The 22,550-nt window shown below is 64.2% G+C and carries 3 protein-coding genes; all 3 read left to right on the forward strand.

The features are described from left to right. Positions 1 to 2: 2 nt before the first annotated feature. The 3 genes from GFU70_RS15085 to GFU70_RS15095 all read left to right on the forward strand — a co-directional run bounded on the left by GFU70_RS15085 (position 3) and on the right by GFU70_RS15095 (position 22,520). Positions 3 to 13,565, forward strand: a complete 13,563-nt coding sequence (locus GFU70_RS15085; RefSeq protein ID WP_153388335.1) for a non-ribosomal peptide synthetase — start codon at positions 3 to 5, stop codon at positions 13,563 to 13,565. Positions 13,566 to 13,837: 272 nt separating this feature from the next. Then, positions 13,838 to 15,103 (forward strand): glycosyltransferase, encoded by a 1,266-nt coding sequence (locus GFU70_RS15090; protein WP_193034246.1) that lies wholly within the window; start codon positions 13,838 to 13,840, stop codon positions 15,101 to 15,103. A 127-nt stretch (positions 15,104 to 15,230) separates the two neighbouring features. Beyond that, positions 15,231 to 22,520, forward strand: coding sequence for an amino acid adenylation domain-containing protein (locus GFU70_RS15095; RefSeq protein WP_153388337.1), 7,290 nt, complete (start codon positions 15,231 to 15,233; stop codon positions 22,518 to 22,520). The last annotated feature ends 30 nt before the right edge of the window (positions 22,521 to 22,550 follow it).

Genomic DNA, 22,550 nt, shown 5'->3' on the forward strand with positions numbered 1-22,550 from the left:
AATTGAACGAACATAACGATAGTCTCGACCAGTTGAAACGTGCCGCACTGCTGCGACTGCTCAAGCAACGCGGTGCCACGCGGGTCATCGAAACCGTTGCCGACGACATGCCCGGCGTCGACCGCGACGCCCCGCTGGCGCTGTCGTTCGCCCAGCAGCGGCTGTGGTTTCTCGACCAGTTGGACCCGACCGCCAGCGCCGCCTATCACATGCCCGCCTCGCTGTTGCTACAGGGCGCACTCGACCAGGCTGCCCTCAAGGCCGCCCTCGATCGCCTGGTGGCGCGGCATGAAAGCCTGCGCACCACCTTCCGCCGCGAGGGCGAGCAGCCGGTGCAAGTCATCGCCCCGGCCGATTGCGGCTTCAGCCTCGAGACCCATGACCTGCGCCATCTGCCCCGGGAGCAGGCCGACACGCAGGCCTCGCACCTGAGCGAAAACGCCGCCGCGGCGCCGTTCGACCTGCTGCGCGGACCGCTGATCCGCGGCACCCTGCTGCGCCTGGCCGACGACGAACACACGTTGCTGATCACCCAGCATCACATCATCTCGGACGGCTGGTCCATCGGCATCTTGGTCAAGGAATTCGCAAGCTTGTACCAGGCGTTCAGCGCCGGGCAGCCTGATCCGCTGCCACCGCTGACCCGGCAATACGCCGACTATGCGGCCTGGCAACGCCAACACCTAGAAGGCGAGCGCCTGGTGCGACAAGTGGAATTCTGGCGCGCCCACCTGGCCGGCGCCCCGGCCCTGCTTTCGTTGCCAACCGACCGGGCCCGCCCGGCGGTGCAGAGCTACCGCGGCGAAACCCTGGGCTTCGACCTGCCGGCATCACTGTCTACCGCCATCGTCCAGTTCGCCCAATCCCGCGCGGCGACCCCCTTCATGACCTTGATGGCCGCCTGGGCGGTCTTGCTGGCGCGCATCAGTGGCCAACAGGACCTGGTGATCGGCACCGTCGCCGCCAACCGTGACCGCCACGACGTACAGTCGCTGATCGGTTTCTTCGTCAACACCCTGGCCCTGCGCGTGCGCCTGGACGCCAACCCGACCCTCGACCAGGTACTGCAGCAAGTCAAGGGACTGATGCTGGAATCCTCCACCCAGCAGGACACCCCGTTCGAACTGGTGGTCGAGGCCCTCAAACCGCCGCGCAGCGCCAGCTACAGCCCCGTGTTCCAGACCATGCTCTACACCAACGCTGGAGGCACCGGGGGACAGTTGCAATTGCCGGGGCTGAACCTGGAGTTCCTGCCCTCGCGCAAGGACAACACCCAGCACGACCTGTCCCTGCACATCGACGAAGGCGGCCCGAGCCTGTCCTGCAGCCTGTCGTATTCCACCGCACTGTTCGACGCCGCCACCATCGAGCGCCTCGCCGCGCGTTTCGAGCGCCTGTTGCGCTGCTTCACCGAAGCCCCGGACACCCGTATCGGCGCCCTGGAACTGGACGCGACACTGATCTTGCCCGAGGTAAAGGCCCTTGTGCCCGTGCCGGAACGGCTGCCGCTGTCCTTTCACCAGGAGCGGATGTGGTTCGTCGACACGTTTGAAACCGGCTACCTGTACGACGCCAACCCGGTCTACCACAACATTGCGTTGCTGCTGGAGCTGACCGGCGAAATCAATCAACCGGCCCTGCAAACCGCCCTCGACGGCTTGCTGGCCCGCCACGACATCCTGCGCTGCAGGGTGTTGAGCGACGGTAGCAGTGCCTGGCAACAATTCGACGGCCCGGCCACCCTGGCCCTCGAACGGATCCAGGCCGGCCCCCACGACCTGTCGGACCAGGCCCTGGCGGCCACCCGTCGCCCGTTGAACATGAATGGCGGCAGCCTGGTGCGTGCCAGCCTGGTACAAGCCAGCGATCAGCACGCGATCCTGGCCATCGCCGTGCACCATCTGCTGGCCGACCGCAGCGCCATGCAACTACTCAAGCGCGACCTGCTGGCCCTCTATGAAGCCGCCTGCGCCGAACGCAGCGCCGAGCTGCCAACCTTGCCGTTGAGCTATGGCGACTTTGCCGCCTGGCAACGCCACCTGCCGGCCACCGTGCTGGAAAACCTGCGCGCCTACTGGGCCTATCAACTGCGTGGCAAGCTGCAAGCCCTGGAACTGCCGCTGAATCGACCCCGGGCGGCGGTGCATGTATTTGCCGAAGCCACCCACGGCTTCACCCTCGAACCGGCGCTGGCACGGCGCCTTGAAGCCCTGGCCCGTGAAGTCGGCGTGAGCAGTGACAGCCTGGCCCTGAGCGCATTCACCGCCCTGTTGCGCCGCTACGCCGGCCACGATGAAGTGGTGATCGGCACTACGGCCGCTTGCCGTGAACCGGCCCTGCGGGATGTCGTCGGGCCGCTGGACAACCTGCTGGTCATGCGCGGCCAGTGCGACAGCAACACAACCTTGCAACAGCTCTGGGAGCAGACCGCCAACAACCTGACCCAGGGCCTGCGCCACCGGCACATGCAGTTCGACCAATTGGTCCTGGCCCTCAACCCGGCCAAGGACATGAGCCGCACCGCGCTGTTCGATGTGCTCTTCAATTTCCAGCGCACCACCGAGCACAACGCACCGGTGGCGGGTCTGGCGGTCACTACCCTGGAAACCAACCTGGGTTACGGCAAGAACGACCTGCACCTGCTGATCACGGCCGATGAGTCACATTGGGCCGGGCACCTGGTGTACAACGCGCAATTCTTCGACGCGGCGTTCATCCAGCAGCTGATGCGCCATTACGTGCGCCTGCTGGAAGCGTACGTGGCGGATTCGCAGCTGCGTGTCGACGACGTCCCGCTACTGGATGCCGCCGAACGCCAGCGGCAGATCCTCGACTTCAACGACAGCGAAGCGGCCTGGCCCGATACCCTGACCCTGCATCAGATTTTCGAGGAACAGGCACGCCAATACCCGGAACGCATCGCTGTCAATCTGGGTGAGGAGCGGCTGACCTATCGACAGCTCAACGAACAGGCCAACCGCCTCGCCCACCGCCTGCGTGCGGCCGGCGTGCAACCCCAGGCGCTGGTGGCCATCGTCCTGGAGCGCTCGGTGCAGATGATTGTCGCCACCATGGCGGTGCTCAAGGCCGGTGCCGCCTACGTGCCCATCGACCCGAGTTCGCCCCAGGAACGCCTCGCCTATGTGCTACGCGACAGCGGCGCCCGCCAGGCCATCGCCAGCCAGGGCGTGAGCCCGGCGCTACAGGCCCTGGGCATTGAAGTGTTCGAGGCCGCCACGGACAGCACCTTCAGCGCTGCCAACCTGCCCAACGTCAGCGCGGCGGACCATCTCTGCTATGTGATCTATACCTCGGGCTCCACCGGAGAACCGAAGGGCGCATTGCTCGAACACCGCAACGTCGTGCGCCTGCTGCACAACAATCGCCTGGACTTCCAATTCAGCGCCGACGACGTCTGGTCGTTGTTCCACTCCAACGCCTTCGATTTCTCGGTCTGGGAAATTTTCGGTGCCCTGCTCTACGGTGCGCGCCTGAGCCTGGTGCCCGAGGCCCTTCGCCGCGATCCAGTACAATTGCTGGGTTTCCTTGAAAGCGAGCAGGTGACGGTGCTAAACCAGACGCCGTCGGCGTTCCTGCAACTGAGCGCCGCAGCCCTGGCAACGCCGGATGTGCGCCTGGAACGCTTGCGCTACGTGATTTTCGGCGGGGAAAGCCTGGAACTGGGTAAGCTCGACGCCTTCCACCGTGCCTTCTCCCACGTGGCGCTGGTGAACATGTACGGCATCACCGAAACCTGCGTACACGTGACCTACAAGGCCATTAGCGCCGCAGATATCGCCGCCGGAATATCCAATGTCGGACGGCCGATTCCGACCACCGTGGCCTACGTGCTCGATGCCCATCAACGCCTGCTGCCGGTGGGTGTGGCCGGTGAAATCTGCGTCGGTGGGCTGGGGGTGGGTCGTGGCTACCTGAACCGCCCGGCCTTGAGCGCCGAACGTTTCATTGCCGACCCGTTCCGGCCCGGCGAGCGGCTGTATCGTTCCGGGGACCTGGGCAAGTTGCTCGACAATGGTGAAATCGTTCACCTCGGCCGGATCGACGCCCAAGTGAAGATTCGCGGTTTCCGCATCGAGCTGGGCGAGATCGAAGCCAAGCTGCTGGCCTGTGACGGTGTGCGGGAAGCGCGGGTATTGGCCCGCGAAGACGCGAACCAGGGCAAGCGCCTGGTCGCCTACCTGATCCCCAAGGCGGGTGCCGTGCTGCAAGTGGCAGCATTACGCAAGCAGTTGGGGGCGACCCTGCCCGACTACATGATCCCCAGCGCCTTTGTCAGCTTGCACGCCTACCCACTGACCGCCAACGGCAAGCTCGACCAGGACGCGCTGCCGGCACCGGACCTGGACGCCATGTCCGAACGCGGTTATGCCGTGCCCGAAGGCGCCACCGAAATGGCCCTGGCGCAGATCTTCCAGGAGCTGCTGGGTCTCGAACGGGTGGGACGCAGTGACAGTTTCTTTGAATTGGGCGGGCATTCGCTGCTGGCCGCGCAACTGGTTTCCCGGGTCCGGCAGCAGTTGGGCGGCGACCTGATGCTGCGCGAACTGTTCAGCCATCCCACCGTGGAGGAACTGGCACGGGTGGTCGGCGGGCTGCCAAACCCCAGCACCGAGACCATCGGCCTGGCAGACCGCAGCGCGCCCCTGGCACTGTCCTTTGCCCAGCAACGCCTGTGGTTCCTCGACCAGCTCGATGCCGGCGCGGGCAGCGCGTATCACATGCCCGCCGCGCTGTTGATGCGCGGCGTTCTCGATCAGGTCGCGCTGAAGGCGGCCCTGGATCGCCTGGTGGCGCGTCACGAAAGCCTGCGCACCACCTTCGAACGCCGAGGTGAGCAGCCGGTGCAGATCATTGCCGCGCCAAACTGCGGCTTTGCCCTCAGCGAACAAGACCTGCGCGCGCTGCCTTATGAGCAGGCCAGCCTCAGCGCGGCGCGGATCGGCAACAGCGAAGCCCTGGCGCCGTTCGACCTGGCCCGAGGGCCGCTGATTCGCGGCCGCCTGCTGCGCTTGGCCGACGATGAGCACATCCTGTTGATCACCCAGCACCACATCATCTCCGACGGCTGGTCGGTGGGTATCCTGGTCAAGGAGCTGGCCGCCCTTTACCAGGCCTTCAGCCAACACCAGGCCGACCCGCTGCCCGTCCTGCCGATCCAGTACGCCGACTACGCGGCCTGGCAACACCAGGCCCTGGACGGCGAACACCTCAACCGCCAGGCGGACTTCTGGCGCGAGCACCTCGGCGGCGCCCCGGCCCTGCTGTCCTTGCCCACCGACCGTCCGCGCCCGGCCATGCAAAGCTACCGCGGCGGCGACGTCCCGGTGCAGATCACCCCGGCGTTGCGCGAGCGCCTGGAACGCTTCTGCCAACAGCACAACGTCACCTTGTTCATGGCGTTGCTCAGCGCCTGGTCGGTGCTCATGGCGCGCCTGGGCAATGAGCGCGACGTGGTCATCGGTGTGCCGACGGCCAACCGCGGGCGTACCGAAACCGAAAACCTGATCGGCTTCTTCGTCAACACCCTGGCCCTGCGGGTGAACCTGACGGAGAACCCAAGCGTGCTTGAGTTGCTGGAGCAGATCAAACAGACGACGCTGGCCGCCCACGAAAACCAGGACATTCCGTTCGAACAAGTCATCGAAGCCCTGCAACCGCCGCGCTCGCTGAGCCACAACCCGCTGTGCCAGGTCGCCCTGTCACTGGACAATACCCCGGACGGCGGCGAACTGAGCCTGCCCGGGCTGACCCTGGCGCCCGTGGCCCAGGCCCATGAAACCGCGCAGTTCGACCTGATGCTGACCCTGGGCAACGACGGCGGCGACCTGGCCGGGGTGATCGAATACGCCAGCGACCTGTTCGACCGTGCCACCGTGGAACGCTTTGCCCAACATTTCCAAATACTGCTGGAAGCAATGGTCGAGGCGGTCGAGCAACCGGTGCTGAGCCTGCCGTTGCTCAGCCCGGCACAGCGCCAGGCCTCGCCGGCAACGCTGCCGCCCAAGGCGGCATGCGCCCCCGGGTTGCTGATCCACCAGCGCTTCGAACAATTCGCCGCCGCTCACCCCCAGGCCATCGCCCTGGTATTTGGCGAACTTCAACTGAGTTATCAAGACCTCAACCGCCGGGCCAACCGCATCGCCCAGGCGTTGCTCGCCCAGGGTGTACGTCCTGATGACCGGGTGGCGATCCTGGCCCGGCGCGGGGTGGAAATGGTCTGTGGGGTACTGGGTGTGCTCAAGGCTGGCGGCGCCTATGTACCGCTGGACCCGGCCTACCCCAGCGAACGCCTCGGTTATCTGCTGACGGATAGCGCCCCGGTGGCCCTGTTGGCGCAACCGGCCTGCCTCGACGTCTTGCCTGAACATCAGGTGCCGGTGGTGGACCTGACCGATGACATGGCGGCGCCGGATCAGGCGGATGGCGCCCTTGACCGCAACCCCGACGCCGATACCCTCGGTCTGGCGTCGCGGCACCTGGCCTATGTCATCTACACCTCGGGTTCCACCGGGCTGCCAAAGGGCGTACTGGTGGAACACGGCAATGTCGCACGGCTGTTCGACACCACCGCCGGGCTGTTCGATTTCGGCCGCGACGATGTCTGGACGCTATTCCACTCCTTTGCCTTCGATTTCTCGGTCTGGGAGATCTGGGGCGCGCTGAGCTACGGCGGCAAGCTGGTGATCGTCCCCAGCGAGGTGGCGCGTTCGCCCGATGACTTCTACGGGCTGGTCTGCCAGCAGCGGGTCACGGTCCTGAACCAGACGCCGAGCGCCTTCCGCCAGTTCATCGAAGCCCGCGGGCGCAGCGACCAGGAACATGCCCTGCGTGAAGTGATCTTCGGCGGCGAGGCTCTGGACTTCCGCAGCCTGCGGCCCTGGACCGCGCGCACCGCCCTGTCGCGCACCCGCCTGGTGAATATGTACGGGATCACCGAAATCACCGTGCACGCTACGTATTACCCGATCAGCCAAGTGGAAATCGACAGCGGCGCGCCCAGCCTGATCGGCCCGCCCCTGCCCGACCTGTGCCTGCGCATCCTCGACGAGTACCAGCAACCGGTGCCGGTGGGGGTCGATGGCGAGATCTACATCGGCGGCGCGGGAGTGGCCCGGCATTACCTGAACCGCGACGCCCTCAATGCTGAACGGTTCATCAGCGATCCCTATGCCGCGGCGACCGGCGCACGCTTGTACCGCACCGGCGACATCGCCCGCTACCGCGCCGACGGCGGCGTGGTCTACGTGGGCCGCAACGATTCGCAGATCAAGATCCGCGGTTTCCGCATCGAGCTGGGGGAAATCGAAGCCCAACTGCTGGCCCTGCCGCAGGTGCGCGAAGCCCTGGTGATCGTGCGTGAGGACTCGCCCGGCGACAAACGCCTGGTGGCGTACCTGATCGCCCATGACGACGTCGTGCTCGAGTCTTCGACACTGCGTAGCCAACTGGCCGATGTGCTGGCCGAACACATGCTGCCCAGCGCCTTCGTAACCCTGCAAGCGTGGCCGTTGACCACCAACGGCAAGCTGGACCGCAATGCCTTGCCGGCGCCGGATTTGTCTGCCGCCGCGAGCCAGCACTACGAAGCCCCCCTGGGCGACATCGAACGCACCCTGGCCAGCGCCTGGCAGGAACTGCTCGGGGTTGAACGAGTGGGTCGCCAGGATCACTTCTTCGAGCTGGGGGGCCACTCGTTCCTGGTCATCAGCCTGATCGAGCGCCTGCGCCAGGCCGACCTGCAATTGGATGTGCGCACGGTGTTTGCCGCGCCGACCCTCAAGGCCATGGCGACTGTCCTGGCCGGTGGCAACAACGCCCAACGGGTCGTCCCGGCCAACCTGATCCCGGCCGACTGCACGGCCATCGAACCGCACATGCTGCCGCTGGTAACCCTCAGCCAGGGGGAAATCGAGCAGATCGTCGACGACGTGCCAGGCGGGGCCGCCAACGTGCAGGACATCTATCCGCTGTCGTCGCTGCAGGAAGGCATCCTGTTCCACCACTTGTTGCAGTCCGAAGGCGACGCCTACCTGATGCGCACGGTGGTGACGTTCAGCCGTCGCCAGGTGCTCGACGACTTCCTTGCCGCCGTGCAAGTGGTCATCGACCGGCATGACATCCTGCGCACCGCCCTGCGCTGGCACGGCTTGCCGCAACCGGTGCAAGTGGTGCATCGCCAGGCGCAACTGCCCGTGGTTACCCTGGACTGCTTCCCCGGCGAAGACGCCCTGCAGATCCTGCGCGAGCATACCGATACTCATCACCTGCGACTCGATTTGCAGCGCGCGCCACTGATCGCCGCGTACATCATCTACGACGAATCCCACGCCCAATGGTTGCTGGCGTTGCTCGACCATCACCTGGTCAGCGATAACGTCACCTTGCGCCTGATCATGCTGGAAATTCAGGCGATCCTGGCCGGCCAGGCCGACAGCCTGCCGCCCTCCCAGCCTTATCGTAATTTCATCGCCCAGGCCGCCAGCGTGTCCCAGGCCGATCACGAAGCCTATTTCCGTCGCTTGCTGGCCGATGTCGACGCCACCACCGCGCCTTACGGCGTGCTGGATGTCCGGGGCAACGGTGCGGGAATCAAGCGCGCCGTGAAATACCTGGGCGACGAGCTCAGTGCCCAGGTGCATCGCCTGGCACGCCAGCAAGGCGTACCCACTTCCGTGTTGTTCCATGCGGCCTGGGGCTTGGTGGTGGCGGCGACCAGCGGCCGCGACGACGGGATTTTCGGCACGGTGCTGTCGGGCCGCTCCCAAGGCACCGCCGGTGCCGACCACGCCTTGGGGATGTTCATCAACACCCTGCCGATGCGCATTCGCTTGCAGCAGAACACCGTCAGCGACATTGTCCGCGACGCCTACCAGCAACTCAGTGAACTGCTGACCCACGAACAGGCGTCCCTGGCCCTGGCCCAGCGTTGCAGCGCGGTGGATGCCTCGCTGCCCTTGTTCACGGTGATCCTCAACTGCCGCCATGGCGACCTGGTGAACGCCTCCGGGGAAAACGTCGAAGACATGGGCGACCACGAAGGCATGCAGTTCATTGCCTCCGAAACCCGCACCAACTACCCCATCGAGATTGCCGTGGCGAATGTGGACAGCGGGTTCTCCCTGACCGCCCAATCCATCACCGGCATCGACCCGCAACGCATCGCCTCCTACCTCGCCCAGGCCGTGACCGCCTTGGTCGAAGCCCTTGAACACGCCCCCGAACGCCTCGCCAGCCAGTTGGAGGTGGTGCCCGAAAGCGAGCGGCAATTGCTGCTGACGGATTTCAACCGCACCACCAGCGATTTCGGCACCGCGCAACCGATCCATCACCTGTTCGAAAGCCAAGTCCAGGCCAACCCCGACGCCGTGGCCCTGGTCTGTGAACAGCAACAACTGACCTATCGCCAGCTCAATCGCCGCGCCAACCACCTGGCCCGGCAGTTGCTCGCCCTCGGCATCGAACCCGATCAGCGCGTGGCCGTCTGTGCCGAGCGCAGCCTGGACATGATCGTCGGCCTGCTCGGCGTGCTCAAGGCCGGCGCCGCCTACGTGCCCATCGACCCGGCCCATCCCGCCGAACGCATGGCCTTCATGCTCCAGGACAGCCAGCCACGGGCGCTGTTGACCCAGTCGGCCCTGTCCTTGCCGGCAGGCACGCTGCCCCTGGTGTTGCTCGATACCCGCGATTCGTTGCTGGCCGTCGATGATCCAGACTTCGATACCAACCCGCAGATACCGGGCCTGACGCCCGAGAACCTGGCCTATGTGATCTACACCTCCGGTTCCACCGGCCAGTCCAAGGGCGTGATGGTCGAGCACCGTTCGGTGTTCAACTTCTGGCAGGTGCTGCGCCGCACCACCCACCAGCATTGCCCGTCCCCGGCCACCGTGGCGCTGAATGCCGGGTTCTTCTTCGACATGTCGATCAAGGGCATCGCCCAGTTGTTCTCCGGCCATCGGCTGGTGATCATTCCGCAACTGATCCGCGCCAGCGGCCACGAGTTGCTGGACTTCCTCGAACAGCACCAAGTGCACGCCTTCGACTCCACGCCGTCGCAGCTCGACACCCTGCTCGCCGCCGGCCTGCTGGAGCGCAGCCGCTACCAACCGGTGAGCGTGCTGCTCGGCGGCGAGGCGATCAATGCCGCGACCTGGACGAAGCTACGCAACTGCCCGAGCATCCGTTTCTACAACATGTACGGCCCGACCGAATGCACGGTGGACGCCACCATCGACCTGATCCGCGACCTGGGCGAGCGGCCGAGCATTGGCCGGCCGATTGCCAACGTCCAGGTGCACGTGCTCGATGCCCGCGGCGAACCGACGCCGTTGGGCGTGGCCGGTGAACTGCACATCGGTGGCGCCGGCGTGGCCCGGGGTTACCTGAACCGACCGGAGCTGAGCGCCGAGCGTTTCGTCGTCGATCCGTTCAGCACTGAGCCGAACGCACGCCTGTACAAGACCGGCGACCTCGGCCGCTGGCTGGCCGACGGCACACTGGAATACCTGGGCCGCAATGACTTCCAGGTGAAGATCCGTGGTTTCCGCATCGAGCTGGGGGAAATCGAGAACGTCTTGCTGGGTTGTGCCGGTGTCACCGACGCCGTGGTGATCGCTCGCGAGGACAATCGCCTGGTGGCGTACCTCTGCGGTGAACCGGCCAACGCCGAACACCTGCGCAGCGCCCTGCTCGAGCATCTGCCCGAATACATGGTGCCCAGCGCCTTCGTCCACCTCGATGCCCTGCCCCTGACCGCCAACGGCAAGCTCGACCGCCGCGCCCTGCCGGCTCCCGGCCAAGACTCCCTGGCCAGCAAAACCTACGAAGCGCCCCAGGGCGACACCGAAATCGCCATTGCCGAGATATGGAAAGGTTTACTGCACCTGGACCAGGTCGGCCGTCATGACGGCTTCCTTGAACTCGGCGGGCATTCGCTGCTCGCCGTGCAACTGCTGTCACGGCTGCGGCGCAAGCTGGGCGCACGGCTGACGCTACGCGAACTGTTCGACGCGCCGACCGTGCGTGGCCTCGCCGCCCTGGTACACGCGGCCTCGCCCACCGAGGCCGTGTCGATTCCCTTGGCCAATCGCGCCGCACGCCTGCCGCTGTCCTTCTCGCAACAGCGGTTGTGGTTCCTCGATCACCTGGACCACGCGGCGGGCGCGGCCTATCACCTGCCGCTGGCCTTGAGCCTGAAGGGAACGCTGGACAAAACGGCGTTGCAAGCGACCCTCGACCGCCTGGTGGCGCGTCACGAAACCTTGCGCACGCGGTTCGAGCTGGTGGACGACGAACCCTTGCAAAAAATCGCGCCGGCCGACTACGGCTTCCGGCTGGAGCAACAGGACCTGCGCGCCGTCGCCCCCACTGAACGCCAGGCCACGCTCGAACACCTCGGCCAGATCAACGCCACCCAGCTGTTCGACTTGCACAACGGACCACTGCTGCGCGGCCACCTGGTGCAATTGGCCGATGATGAACATGTACTGTTCATCACCTTGCATCACATCGTTTCCGACGGTTGGTCCAACAGCGTGCTGGCCCGTGAGGTCAGCGTGCTCTACAACGCCTTCACCCAAGGCCAGAAAGACCCGTTACCGCCCCTGGCGTTGCAATACGTGGACTATGCCGCCTGGCAACGACAATCCCTTGAAGGCCCGACGCTGCAAGCGCAGATCGACTTCTGGCGGCAGCACCTGGAAGGTGCGCCCGTGCTGCTGAACCTGCCGCTGGATCGTCCGCGCCCGGCAATCCAGCGTTATACAGGCGGCATCATCGAGTGCAGCTTTTCGCCAGCCCTCAGCGCCGACCTGCGCGCGTTCAGCCAAGCCCAGGGCACCACGCTGTTCATGGTATTGCTGGCCGGCTGGTCGGTGTTGATGAGCCATCTGAGCGGCCAACGCGACGTGGTGGTCGGCACACCGGTGGCCAACCGTCAGCGGCCGGAGCTGGAAGCGTTGATCGGTTTCTTCGCCAACACCCTGGCGCTGCGAGTCACCACTGAGCAAGACACTCGCGTCGACGAACTGCTGGGACGAATCAAGGACCTGACCCTGGCCGCCTACAATCACCAGGACCTGCCTTTCGAACAGGTGGTGAGCGCCCTGCAACCGACGCGCAGCATGAGCCACAGCCCGTTGTTCCAGGTGATGTTGAGCCTGGACAACACGCCACCGGCACCGTTGCAATTGCCTGGGCTTGAGGTGCAAACCCTGGCGAGCCCCCACAACACCACGCAGTTCGACCTGTCACTGTCCCTGATCGACAATGGCGAGCGCATCGGTGGCAGCCTGCAATACGCCAACGACCTGTTCGACATTGCCACCGTGCAGAATATCGCCGGATTGTTTGCCAAGGTCCTGGAAAACCTGGTGAGCGATCCACAGCAGTCCATCGGCCAGTTGTTGCAGAACACCCCGCCGCTGGTGCGCTCGGCCAATGCCATCGTCCAACCCGTCATCGCTGAGGACGGTCCTGCCCCGCTGCCTTACGAAGCGCCCCAGGGTGACACCGAGATCGCCATCGCGGCCCTCTGGCGGGACCTGTTCAAACAGGAGCGGATCAGTCGCCATGACGACTTCTTCAGCCTCGGCGGCATTTCGCTGATGGCGGTGCAAATGGCCTCTCGCCTGCGCAAAGTCCTGGGTAAACCGATCGCCGTGCGCGACCTGTTCGTCGAGCCGACCATCGCCGGTTTCGCCCGAACCCTCGATGGCCAGTCACGGCCGGGCGCCCAGCGCAATCTGGTGCCGATCCGCCGTACCGGTTCCCAGCGGCCGTTGTATCTGGTCCATCCTCTGGGCGGTGAGGTGCAATATGCGCGGGATCTGGCACCGGTGCTCGATCCCCAGGTACCGGTTTATGGCTTGGCCGCCAGTGGCTTGGTGGCAGGCGAGGCACCGCTGTCCGATGTACCGGCCATTGCGACGCGTTACCTGACGGCCATCCGCCAGATCCAGCCGCAAGGTCCGTACCGAATCGCCGGTTGGTCGGCCGGTGGCCTGATCGCCTATGAAATGGCGCGGCAACTACAGGCCGGTGGTGAAGTTGTAGAGTTCCTTGGCATCATCGATGCCTCGGCCCGCCCGGATCCGATGCCTGAACAATCGATCAGTGAAGCGCAGTTCCTGATGGCCTGGCTGCCCGAGGGGATCGATCCTGATCTGCTTCGGCAACTGACGGCGCTGGCGGAACACGCCGCCATCGAGGCGATGCTGGCGCTGTGCATGACCCATCGCCTGCTACCGGAGGAGTTGCCCCACGACATCGACGCCGCCCTGCTGCGCATTCATCTGGAAGTGGCTTATCGGATGCGACTGGCCATCGGCGCCTACGTCAGCCCACCCAGCCCGCTCAAGGTGTCGCTGTTCACCGCGAGCGAACAGCAACGCAGCGACCCGACCCTGGGCTGGCGTGGGTTGCTGGCCGATCAGGTGAGCGTGACGGCACTGCCCGGCACCCACAACACGTTGGTCAAGGCGCCCTATGTGGCCAAGCTGGGCGAAGCGATTTCCCTGGCCTTGAAAACCGCTACGGTGTCATAACAGCCTTGGGCTGCCCCGCGAGCAATTCGCTGGGCAGCCGATGATGTGCAAGCTGACCCATCGTCATCGCGAGCAGGCTCGCTCCCACAGGTTTCACCCCTGATCCGCGGGCCAAAATGTCCCCGTTTTCCGCTACAGACGTTTCCTACCTGCAACCGCTTAAATAACCCCTCAAGCTGAATCGTTTCTGTGGACGGAGTCCACAGGCGATGTCCGGTCGCCCGCCCATCAGGATTTTCACCCACCGCACGATCACTCTAAAAGGGAGCCTTATGCATGTGATCATTACGGCCATCGGCTCAGCCGGTGACGTTCACCCATTTATCGGGATCGGCCGCACCCTCGCCGCACGTGGGCATCGGATAACCTTTTGCGCCAGCGCGGCGTTCGCGCCGGTAATCGAGCGCTGTGGCTTCAAGTTCCTGCCCTTGGGTACCCGCGAGGAATATCAAGCGGTCATGGCTGACCCGGCGTTGTGGCATCCGCGCACGTCACTGCCCACCCTATGGAAAACCGTCGGCGGTACATTGCACGAGCAGTATCGGCTACTGGAGCAAGCGTGTGACGACGACACCGTCCTGTTGGGCTCGTTGTGGGCGTTTTCCGCGCGCCTGCTGCAGGAAAGACACGGCGTCCCCCTGGTCACCGGCCAGGTCACACCGTTCGCCATCTGGTCGCCCCTCGCGCAACCCGTCCAACCACCTGGAACGAACCTGCCGGCCTTCGTACCGTATCCCTTGAGGCGCCTGCTGCTGGGGGTCATCGAGCACACGTTCCTCGATCGGCTCATGAAGCCTGAGCTCAACGGCTTTCGCCGCGAATTGGGCTTGCCCCCGGTCAAACGCATCATCAGTCAGTGGATCTCCTCGCCAGACCGGGTATTGGGGTTGTTTGCCGACTGGTTCGCCCCAATCCAACAGGACTGGCCAGCCCAAACGGTATTGACCGGGTTCCCGTTATTCGATGAGTCCGGCTTCGAGGCGCCAGACACTGAACTGGAGGATTTCTTGAGCGTGGCCCCGCCGGTGGTGTTTACCCCGGGTTCAACGACGGTCAATGCCGAACAGTATTTCGCCGCGGCGGCGAAAGCGCTGAAGTTGATCGACCGCCGCGGCGTATTCCTCACCCGCCAGCCGGTCGACCCGTCGTTGTCCAGCGACGGCAGGATCCTGGTCAGGCCTTACGTCCCCATGAGCCGCATCCTGCCCCACACCTCGACCCTGGTGCATCACGGCGGCGTCGGCACCACGGCCCTGGCAATCGCCGCCGGGGTGCCACAGATCACCACGCCCTTTGCGCACGACCATTTCGACAACGCCGCGCGAATACAACGCCTGGGGTGCGGCTTGCAGGTGTCCACGCCGGCCTCTGCCGAGTCACTGGCCACGGCCCTGGACACGGTGCTGAACAGTCCTGACGTGCGCGCCAGTTGTGACCGCTACAGCAAGTTGATGGCCAGTGGTGACAGCGCCCGCGAAGCGGCAGCGCTGCAAGTCGAGGCCATCGCCCGCAGAGCCGCCATCTATCACGTCGCGTAATCACGATTCGATGAGTGACCTGTGGCGAGGGGATTGTCACTTTTCTCAAGTGAACGGCATCACGGCCTGACGGCATCTTTTTTTCATTCGCTTCATCGGGCCAGCGGATCGGCCCACGGAGAACACCATGACCCAGACCCTGCCCGCATCGAGCGCAGAGCACGTACTTTACCCCCTCACCATCCCGCAACTGGATATCTGGCTGGACCAGGTGCTGCATGCCGACAGTCCGCTGTACAACATCGGCGGCTATGCGCGCATCAACGGCGCGATCGACGCCACGTTATTACAGGTGTCCTTCAATCAGGTCGTCAACGGCCACGATGCCCTGCGGATCCAGCTGGTGCCCGGCTCCAGCGAGCACCCGCTGCCGCGCCAACGCTTCCTGGGGCCGGTCGACGTCCCGCTGGCGGTACACGACGTGTCGGGGCATGCCGACCCGGAGGCCAGCGCATTGGCCTTGCTGCAGGCCAAGCTGCAAACCCCGTTTTCCTTTGACGATGGGCTGCTGATGCGCGCGGACCTGGTCAAGCTCCGGGAAAACCTCCACTACTGCTTCGTCAATTGCCATCACCTGATCATCGATGGTTGGTCCTTCGCCATGATCGGCCGAGCAGTCAGTCAGGCCTATACCGCACTGCACGACCAGGCGCAAAACGTGGCAACGGCACCGACCTACCAAGCCTATGTCGAGCAGCAAGCCGCCAACAAAGACTCGGCTTCGTTCCAGCGCCAACGCCAATACTGGCTGGAGAAATACCGCACGCTGCCCGAGCCCCTGCTCGCGCCACGTCACCCGGGTCGATTCGACCAGCGCCTGGCGCCCAGCCAGAACCATGCCTGGCGCTTGCCCCGGGCGCTTTACAACCGTCTTGGCGATAACGCGAAGGCCGCGGGCCAGGCGACGGTCTTCCACGTCATGCTCGGCGCGCTGTACAGCTACTTTGCGCGCACCGAGCAACGGGATGAAATCGTCATCGGCCTGCCCATCCTCAACCGCGCCAATGCCGCACACAAGGCCACGATGGGCTTGTTCGTCGGCATGAGTCCGGTACGCCTGAGCCTGGGCACCGACCTGAGCTTCAGCGAGCTGGTCGGCAAGATTGCCTTGACGCTCAAGCAGGATTATCGCTACCAGCGCTTTGCGCTGAGCGAACTGAACCGCGAACTCGGCTTGCAGAACCTGGGCCGGCGACAGCTGTTCGATGTGGTGGTGTCCTACGAACAGGACCAGGACACCTGGTACGGGACAGCGCCGGCACAGCCGGTCAAGCTCAGCAATGGCTACGAACAGATGCCATTGGCGATGCACGTGCGTGAGTCCGCGCCGCAAGACGATGTGTGGATGCACTTCATCTACAACGAGGCCTATTTCGACGCGCCGCAGATCGAGGCTTTGCAACAACGCTTCATGAACATCCTGGCGTGCGTGGCCGCTGATTTCGAGGTGTCTGTCGCCGCCCTCGACCCGCTGCCGTCCACCGAGCATCAGATGCTGCAGGAATGGAATCGCACTGACGTCGACTACCCCAAGGATGTGCTGCTCCATCAATTGATCGAAGCCCAGGTCGTCGCGCGCCCCGAAGCGATCGCGGTGCGCTTCGCGGACCAGGCGCTGACTTACGACGCACTGAACCGCCGGGCCAATCGTCTAGCCCACGCCCTGCTGGAAAGCGGGCTGGGTCGGGACGACCGCGTGGCCATCTGCATGGACCGCAGCCTGGAAATGGTGGTCGGCTTGCTGGGCATTCTCAAGGCGGGGGCCGCCTACGTGCCGCTGGACCCAGGCTATCCGGCCGATCGCTTGCGCCACATGCTCAGCGACAGCGCGCCCAGTGCCCTGGTCACAAGCCAGGAATTATTGGCGAGCCTGCCCGCAGTGACGATACCCGTACTGTGCCTGGATGCCGAACCTGAAGCGCTGTCCCGACAACCGGAACACAACCCGGACGCCGCTGCGCTCGGCCTGACGCCTCGGCACTTGGCCTACGTGATCTACACCTCGGGCTCCACCGGTTTGCCCAAGGGCGTGATGAACCAGCACGACGGGGTCGTCAATCGCTTGCTCTGGGCCCGCGATGCCTATGGGATCGATGAACACAGTCGGATCCTGCAAAAGACCCCGTTCAGTTTCGATGTATCGGTCTGGGAGTTTTTCCTGCCGTTGCTCAGCGGCGCACAGTTGATCGTCGCCGCCCCCGACGGGCACAAGGACCCGCGCTACTTGATGGACATCATGGCAAGCGCCGGCATCACACTGTTGCATTTTGTCCCGTCGATGTTGCAGGTCTTCCTTGACCAGGTTGAACCGCAGCGCCTGACGACACTCAAGCAGGTGCTGTGCAGCGGCGAGGCCTTGCCCCATACCTTGCAGAAGCGCTTTTTCGAATGTTTGCCGACGGTGCAGTTGCACAACCTTTATGGCCCCACCGAAGCGGCCATTGACGTGACGGCATGGCATTGCCGGCCCGATGCGCACGACGGCATCGTACCGATCGGCCGGCCAATCGCGAACATCCAGATGCACGTCCTCGATGCAAACCTGCAATTGCTGCCGCCGGGTGTGGCCGGCGAGCTGCACATCGGCGGCATCGGCGTCGCGCGGGGTTACCTGAACCGTCCCGAACTGACCGCTGAACGGTTTATCCAAGACCCCTTCCACAGCGATTCCCGAGCCCGGCTGTACAAGACCGGCGATCTCGGACGCTGGCTGCCCGATGGCAGCCTCGAATACCTCGGACGCAACGATTTCCAGGTGAAGATTCGCGGCCTGCGCATCGAATTGGGCGAGATCGAAGCCCACCTGCTCGCCTGTGAAGGTGTCAAGGACGTGGTCGTGATCGCCCGCCAGGAAGCCGGTGATGCCTACCTCAACGCCTATTGGGTGAGCGAGCCCGGAAGCTCGCCATCCCCGCAAGCGCTGCAGCAAACCTTGCGCCAGCAAGTGCCCGACTACATGGTGCCCAGGCACCTGGTCGAGCTTGGGCAGTTCCCGCTGAGTGTCAACGGCAAGCTCGACCGCAAAGCCCTGCCCGAGCCAACAGCCATCCAGGGCAGCGATACGACAGCGCCACGCACGACGCTGGAGCAGACGCTCGCCGAGCTTTGGCGGGAAAACCTCAAGCGCCCGACGCTGGGTGTGCACGACAACTACTTCATGTTGGGTGGCGACTCCCTGAAAGTCATCCATTTGCAGATCCATGCTCGTGAACAAGGCATTGCGCTGACATTGGCACAGGTCTACCAGTACCCGACCATCGCCCAGTTGGCCGAGGTTCTGCAAGCCGGGAAAATGCCGGCAATCGAGTGCACCCCCCTGACCCATGTGAAAGCTTTCGCCCAGGTTCCGCCGGCGATCCGCCTGTCCAGCGAAGGCGTGTTCGATGACGTGTTTGCCGCTTCGCAGTTGCAAGTCGGGATGATTTATCACTCGATGATGCACCCGGACTCGGCGATCTATCACGACATCTTCCGCTACCGCTTGCGCCTGCGTTGGGATGCGCCGGCCTGGAAGCGGGCCTGTGACGCCTTGATCCGGCGTCATCCGGCCTTGCGCATGTCGTTCGATATCGGTCACGCCGAAGTGCCTATGGCCCGGGTGCACTCGACAGTCGAGCCTGCCGTGCACGTCATCGATGTGCGCCCGCTGAGTCCCGAGGCCCGGGCCCAGGCCATTGCCGCCTACGTGGAGGAACGCAAGCGCTACCGCGAAGATTGGCAACGGGCACCGCTGTACCAGTTCAGCGTGTTCGTCGCGCAGGACGAAATCGACCTGGTCTTCAGCTTCCACCATGCGATTCTCGACGGCTGGAGCGTCGCCACCTTGATGCGCGACCTGATCACGCTCTACACCTCGGCGCCTGGCACCGACGCACTGCCTGCCCTGAGCACCACGCCGGCTGACTTCGTGGTCCTGGAGCAAGAGGCCACGGCAACGGAAACCCACCGCCAGTTCTGGCGCGACTACTTGCACGAGGCCCCCGCCGCCGCCATGACCAGCTGGATTCACGCCGTGGCGCCAGACCCGACGCCGTACCGCTCGGCCTACCGGGAACTACCCGCCGCGGACCTGGCCCGCCTCGAAGCGTTCTGCCAGGCCCATGACCTGCCATTGCGCGCGGTCCTGCTGGCGGCCCACGGTTTCGCACAAGCGATCATGTCCAACCAAAAGGAAGTGCTGTGTGGCGTGATCAGCCATGGCCGACCGGCCTTCGAAGATGCCGCCTCGGTCCTGGGCCTGTTTCTCAACACCCTGCCGGTACGTTTCAGCAACCAGGGTCAAAGCTGGCTGGAGATGATCCGGGCAGCAATGGCCCAGGAACAACAGGTGTTTGCCCATCGGCGTTATCCATTCGCGTTGATTCATCGCGAGACCGACGTCGCCTTGAACGTGGTGTTCAATTACGTCGACTTTTACGTGCTCAAGGACCTGCTGACCCAAGGCGAAGAGATCCTTATTGATTGGGAAACGACAGAAGCGAGCAACTACGATTTGCTGACTACCTTGGGCCGCCACCCGGCCAACGGCTTGCTAATGCTGAAGATGGACTACCGCACCGCGCGAGTCGCTACGAGCCAGGTCGAGGCCTATGCCGATTACCTGCTGCGCACGCTGGAACTGATGATCGCCGCGCCTGAGGCTAAACCGGCCATACCGGCCTGGCTGCCGTCCGTGGAGCAAACCACACCAGAAGCCGCTACGATCTTGCCACACGACAACCTGTCAACCCTGTTGCTGAACAGTTTCGCGCGCCATGGCGAGCAGACCGCCGTGAGTCTTGGCCAGGCTCGTCTTTCCTATCGCCAATTGCAGGACGCTTGCGCCCAACTGGTGAGCTGGTTGCACCGGCAGGGTATCGGACCGGGGGATCGGGTCGCGATCATGATGCCCCGCTCGCCCGACCTGATCGTCGCCTTGATCGGTGTCGTACAGGCCGGTGCCGCTTACGTTCCGATCGACCTGAGCTATCCGAACGAGCGCATCGAGCTGATTCTTGAAGACTCGCAGCCGCGCCTGGTGCTATTCGCCGATGCGTCGGCGAGCCTGGCGATGACCCTGGCAGGCCAGGTCGATACGCGCCATTGGGACAGCGTAGTGGCCGGTTTCGACGACAACCTGGCCCGCGATCACCAACGGGTAGCGACCATTGCCGCAGGTGTTAGAGGGGAAGACAACGCCTACGTGCTCTATACCTCGGGCTCGACCGGCCGTCCCAAGGGCGTGGCCATGCCGCACCAAGCCCTGACCAATATGATCCTCTGGCAGAACCGCCAGCAGGCACAGGACGTCAGTGGGCTGAAGACGCTGCAATACGCGCCCATCTCGTTCGACGTTTCGTTCCAGGAAATTTTCTCGACCCTGTCCAGCGGGCATGAGCTGGTGATGATTGACGAAGGGCTGCGCTATGACTTCATCCGCTTGCTGAGGTTTATTGACGCGCATGCGGTGAATCGCCTGTTCCTGCCCTACGTTGCCTTCCAGGGTTTGGCCGAAATCGCCACACAGCTGGGTATCCACCCCGCCTCGCTGCGCCAGATCAACGTCGCCGGCGAGCAACTGAAAATCACCGCCGAAATCCGTGACCTGATCGATCGCCTCGGCGATTGCCGGGTCGAGAACCACTATGGCCCGACCGAGGCCCATGTGGTCACGAGCCTACGACTTGAAGGTCCCTCGGCAAGCTGGCCGAGCATGCCGCCGATCGGCACGCCCATCGACGGAGTACGCATGCATATCCTCGACGCGACGGGCAATCCTTGCCCGGTCGGCGTGATGGGCGACCTGTTCATCGAAGGCGCCTGCCTTGCCAATGGCTACTGGAATCGCCCCGACTTGACCGACGAACGCTTTATCTATCGCCAGCTCGAAGGCCAGACCCGTCGCTTGTATGAAACCGGCGACATCGGTTTCTACCTGCCTGGGGGCGACTTGGTATACCAGGGCCGTAGCGACGCCCAAGTCAAGATCCGGGGCTACCGCGTCGAGCTCGGCGAGATCGAAGTGGCCATGCTCGGCGCCGTCCGGTCCAGAGCCGACATCCAGCAGGTGGCGGTCATCGACAAGACGGCAACCGATGGCAGCCGTTACTTGGTGGGATTCGTCCAGGCCATGCCGGGCCGCGAGCCGGACCTGAATCAACTCAAGGCGCAAATGCGCCTGGCACTGCCCGACTACATGGTGCCGACCACATTGGTCAGGATCGCGAAGCTACCGCTTGGCCCCACGGGCAAGATCGACCGTCAGCGCCTGCAGAAGATCGAAGTCCAGACCACCTTGCAGCGCCCCTTCATTGGCCCCCGCAATGCCATGGAGGATCTGCTGCAAGCCTACTGGCAAGAAACATTGGACCTGGACAGCATCAGCATCCACGACAATTTCTTCGAGCTGGGAGGCAATTCGCTCAAGGCGGTACAACTGGTGGCCATGCTCGCCAAACATCAAGGCCTGAAACCTTCGCTGTCGGACTTTATCCAGGCGCCGACCATCGCCGAATTCGCCCAAGTGCTGCAACAGACCGAAACCGGACACCCCGACGCCGGCGCGCTGGTGGACTTCAAGAATGCCACGCGCGGGCCGACGTTGTTCTTGGTCCACCCCATCGGCGGGCATGTGCTTTGCTACGCGGCATTGGCGCGGGTACTCAAGGACCAGGTCCACCTGTATGCCCTGCAAGCGCCGGGTACCTGGGATGCCCGTGAACCGTTGCAATCGGTGCAGGCCCAGGCTGTGTACTACGCGGACGCCATCGAGCAGGTCGCCCCTGAAGGCCCCCTGAATATCGGCGGCTGGTCCTATGGCGGCGTCGTGGCGTATGAACTGGCGAGCGAGTTGCAGAGGCGCGGACGGCGCCTGCATAACGTGTTCCTGCTGGATACCATCGTGCGCGTCAGGCAGGGCGAGGTGCAGATAGAACGCAGCGAGTTCATGAACTGGTTCATGTGGGAACTGCTCAGCGGCGACGGGCAGAAGGAATACGCCTACCACGCCCTGGATTTCTCCTCCCAGGACGACCCGCAGGCATTCGCGGCGATACGGCAGCACGGCATCGACCAGGGCATTTTCGACGAAACCATCACCCTGTCGACACTCGATCAGCTGTTCCGCGTGTTCCATGCCAACTGGCAAGGGCTGCTGGACTATCGCTTCCCGCCCTTGGATCTCCCCATCACCCTGTTCGCGGCGGACGTCGAGTTGCCCGATGTGCTGCAAGCTCCCCATGAATTAGTGGGCACCGCCTTCCGCGACCCGTACCGCGGCTGGCGCTCGATTGCGCCGCACGTGCAGCGAGTCGCCGTGGAGGGTGACCACCTGACCATGATGCGCGAGCCGCACATTGAGCGAGTGGGCCAGTGCATCCTGTCGCGGATGGACCTGGCCCGGGCCAGGAACGCCGAATCCATGAGCGCACTGGCTTAACCAAGACCGACGATCACGGGGCGGATTGAC

The organism is Pseudomonas brassicacearum (assembly GCF_009601685.2).
Lineage (GTDB): Bacteria > Pseudomonadota > Gammaproteobacteria > Pseudomonadales > Pseudomonadaceae > Aquipseudomonas > Aquipseudomonas kilonensis_B.

Excerpts from the sequence above, each read along its gene's own strand:
- GFU70_RS15090 (WP_193034246.1), top strand. The coding sequence starts at position 13,838 with ATGCATGTGATCATTACGGCCATCGGCTCAGCCGGTGACGTTCACCCA.
- GFU70_RS15095 (WP_153388337.1), top strand. The coding sequence starts at position 15,231 with ATGACCCAGACCCTGCCCGCATCGAGCGCAGAGCACGTACTTTACCCC.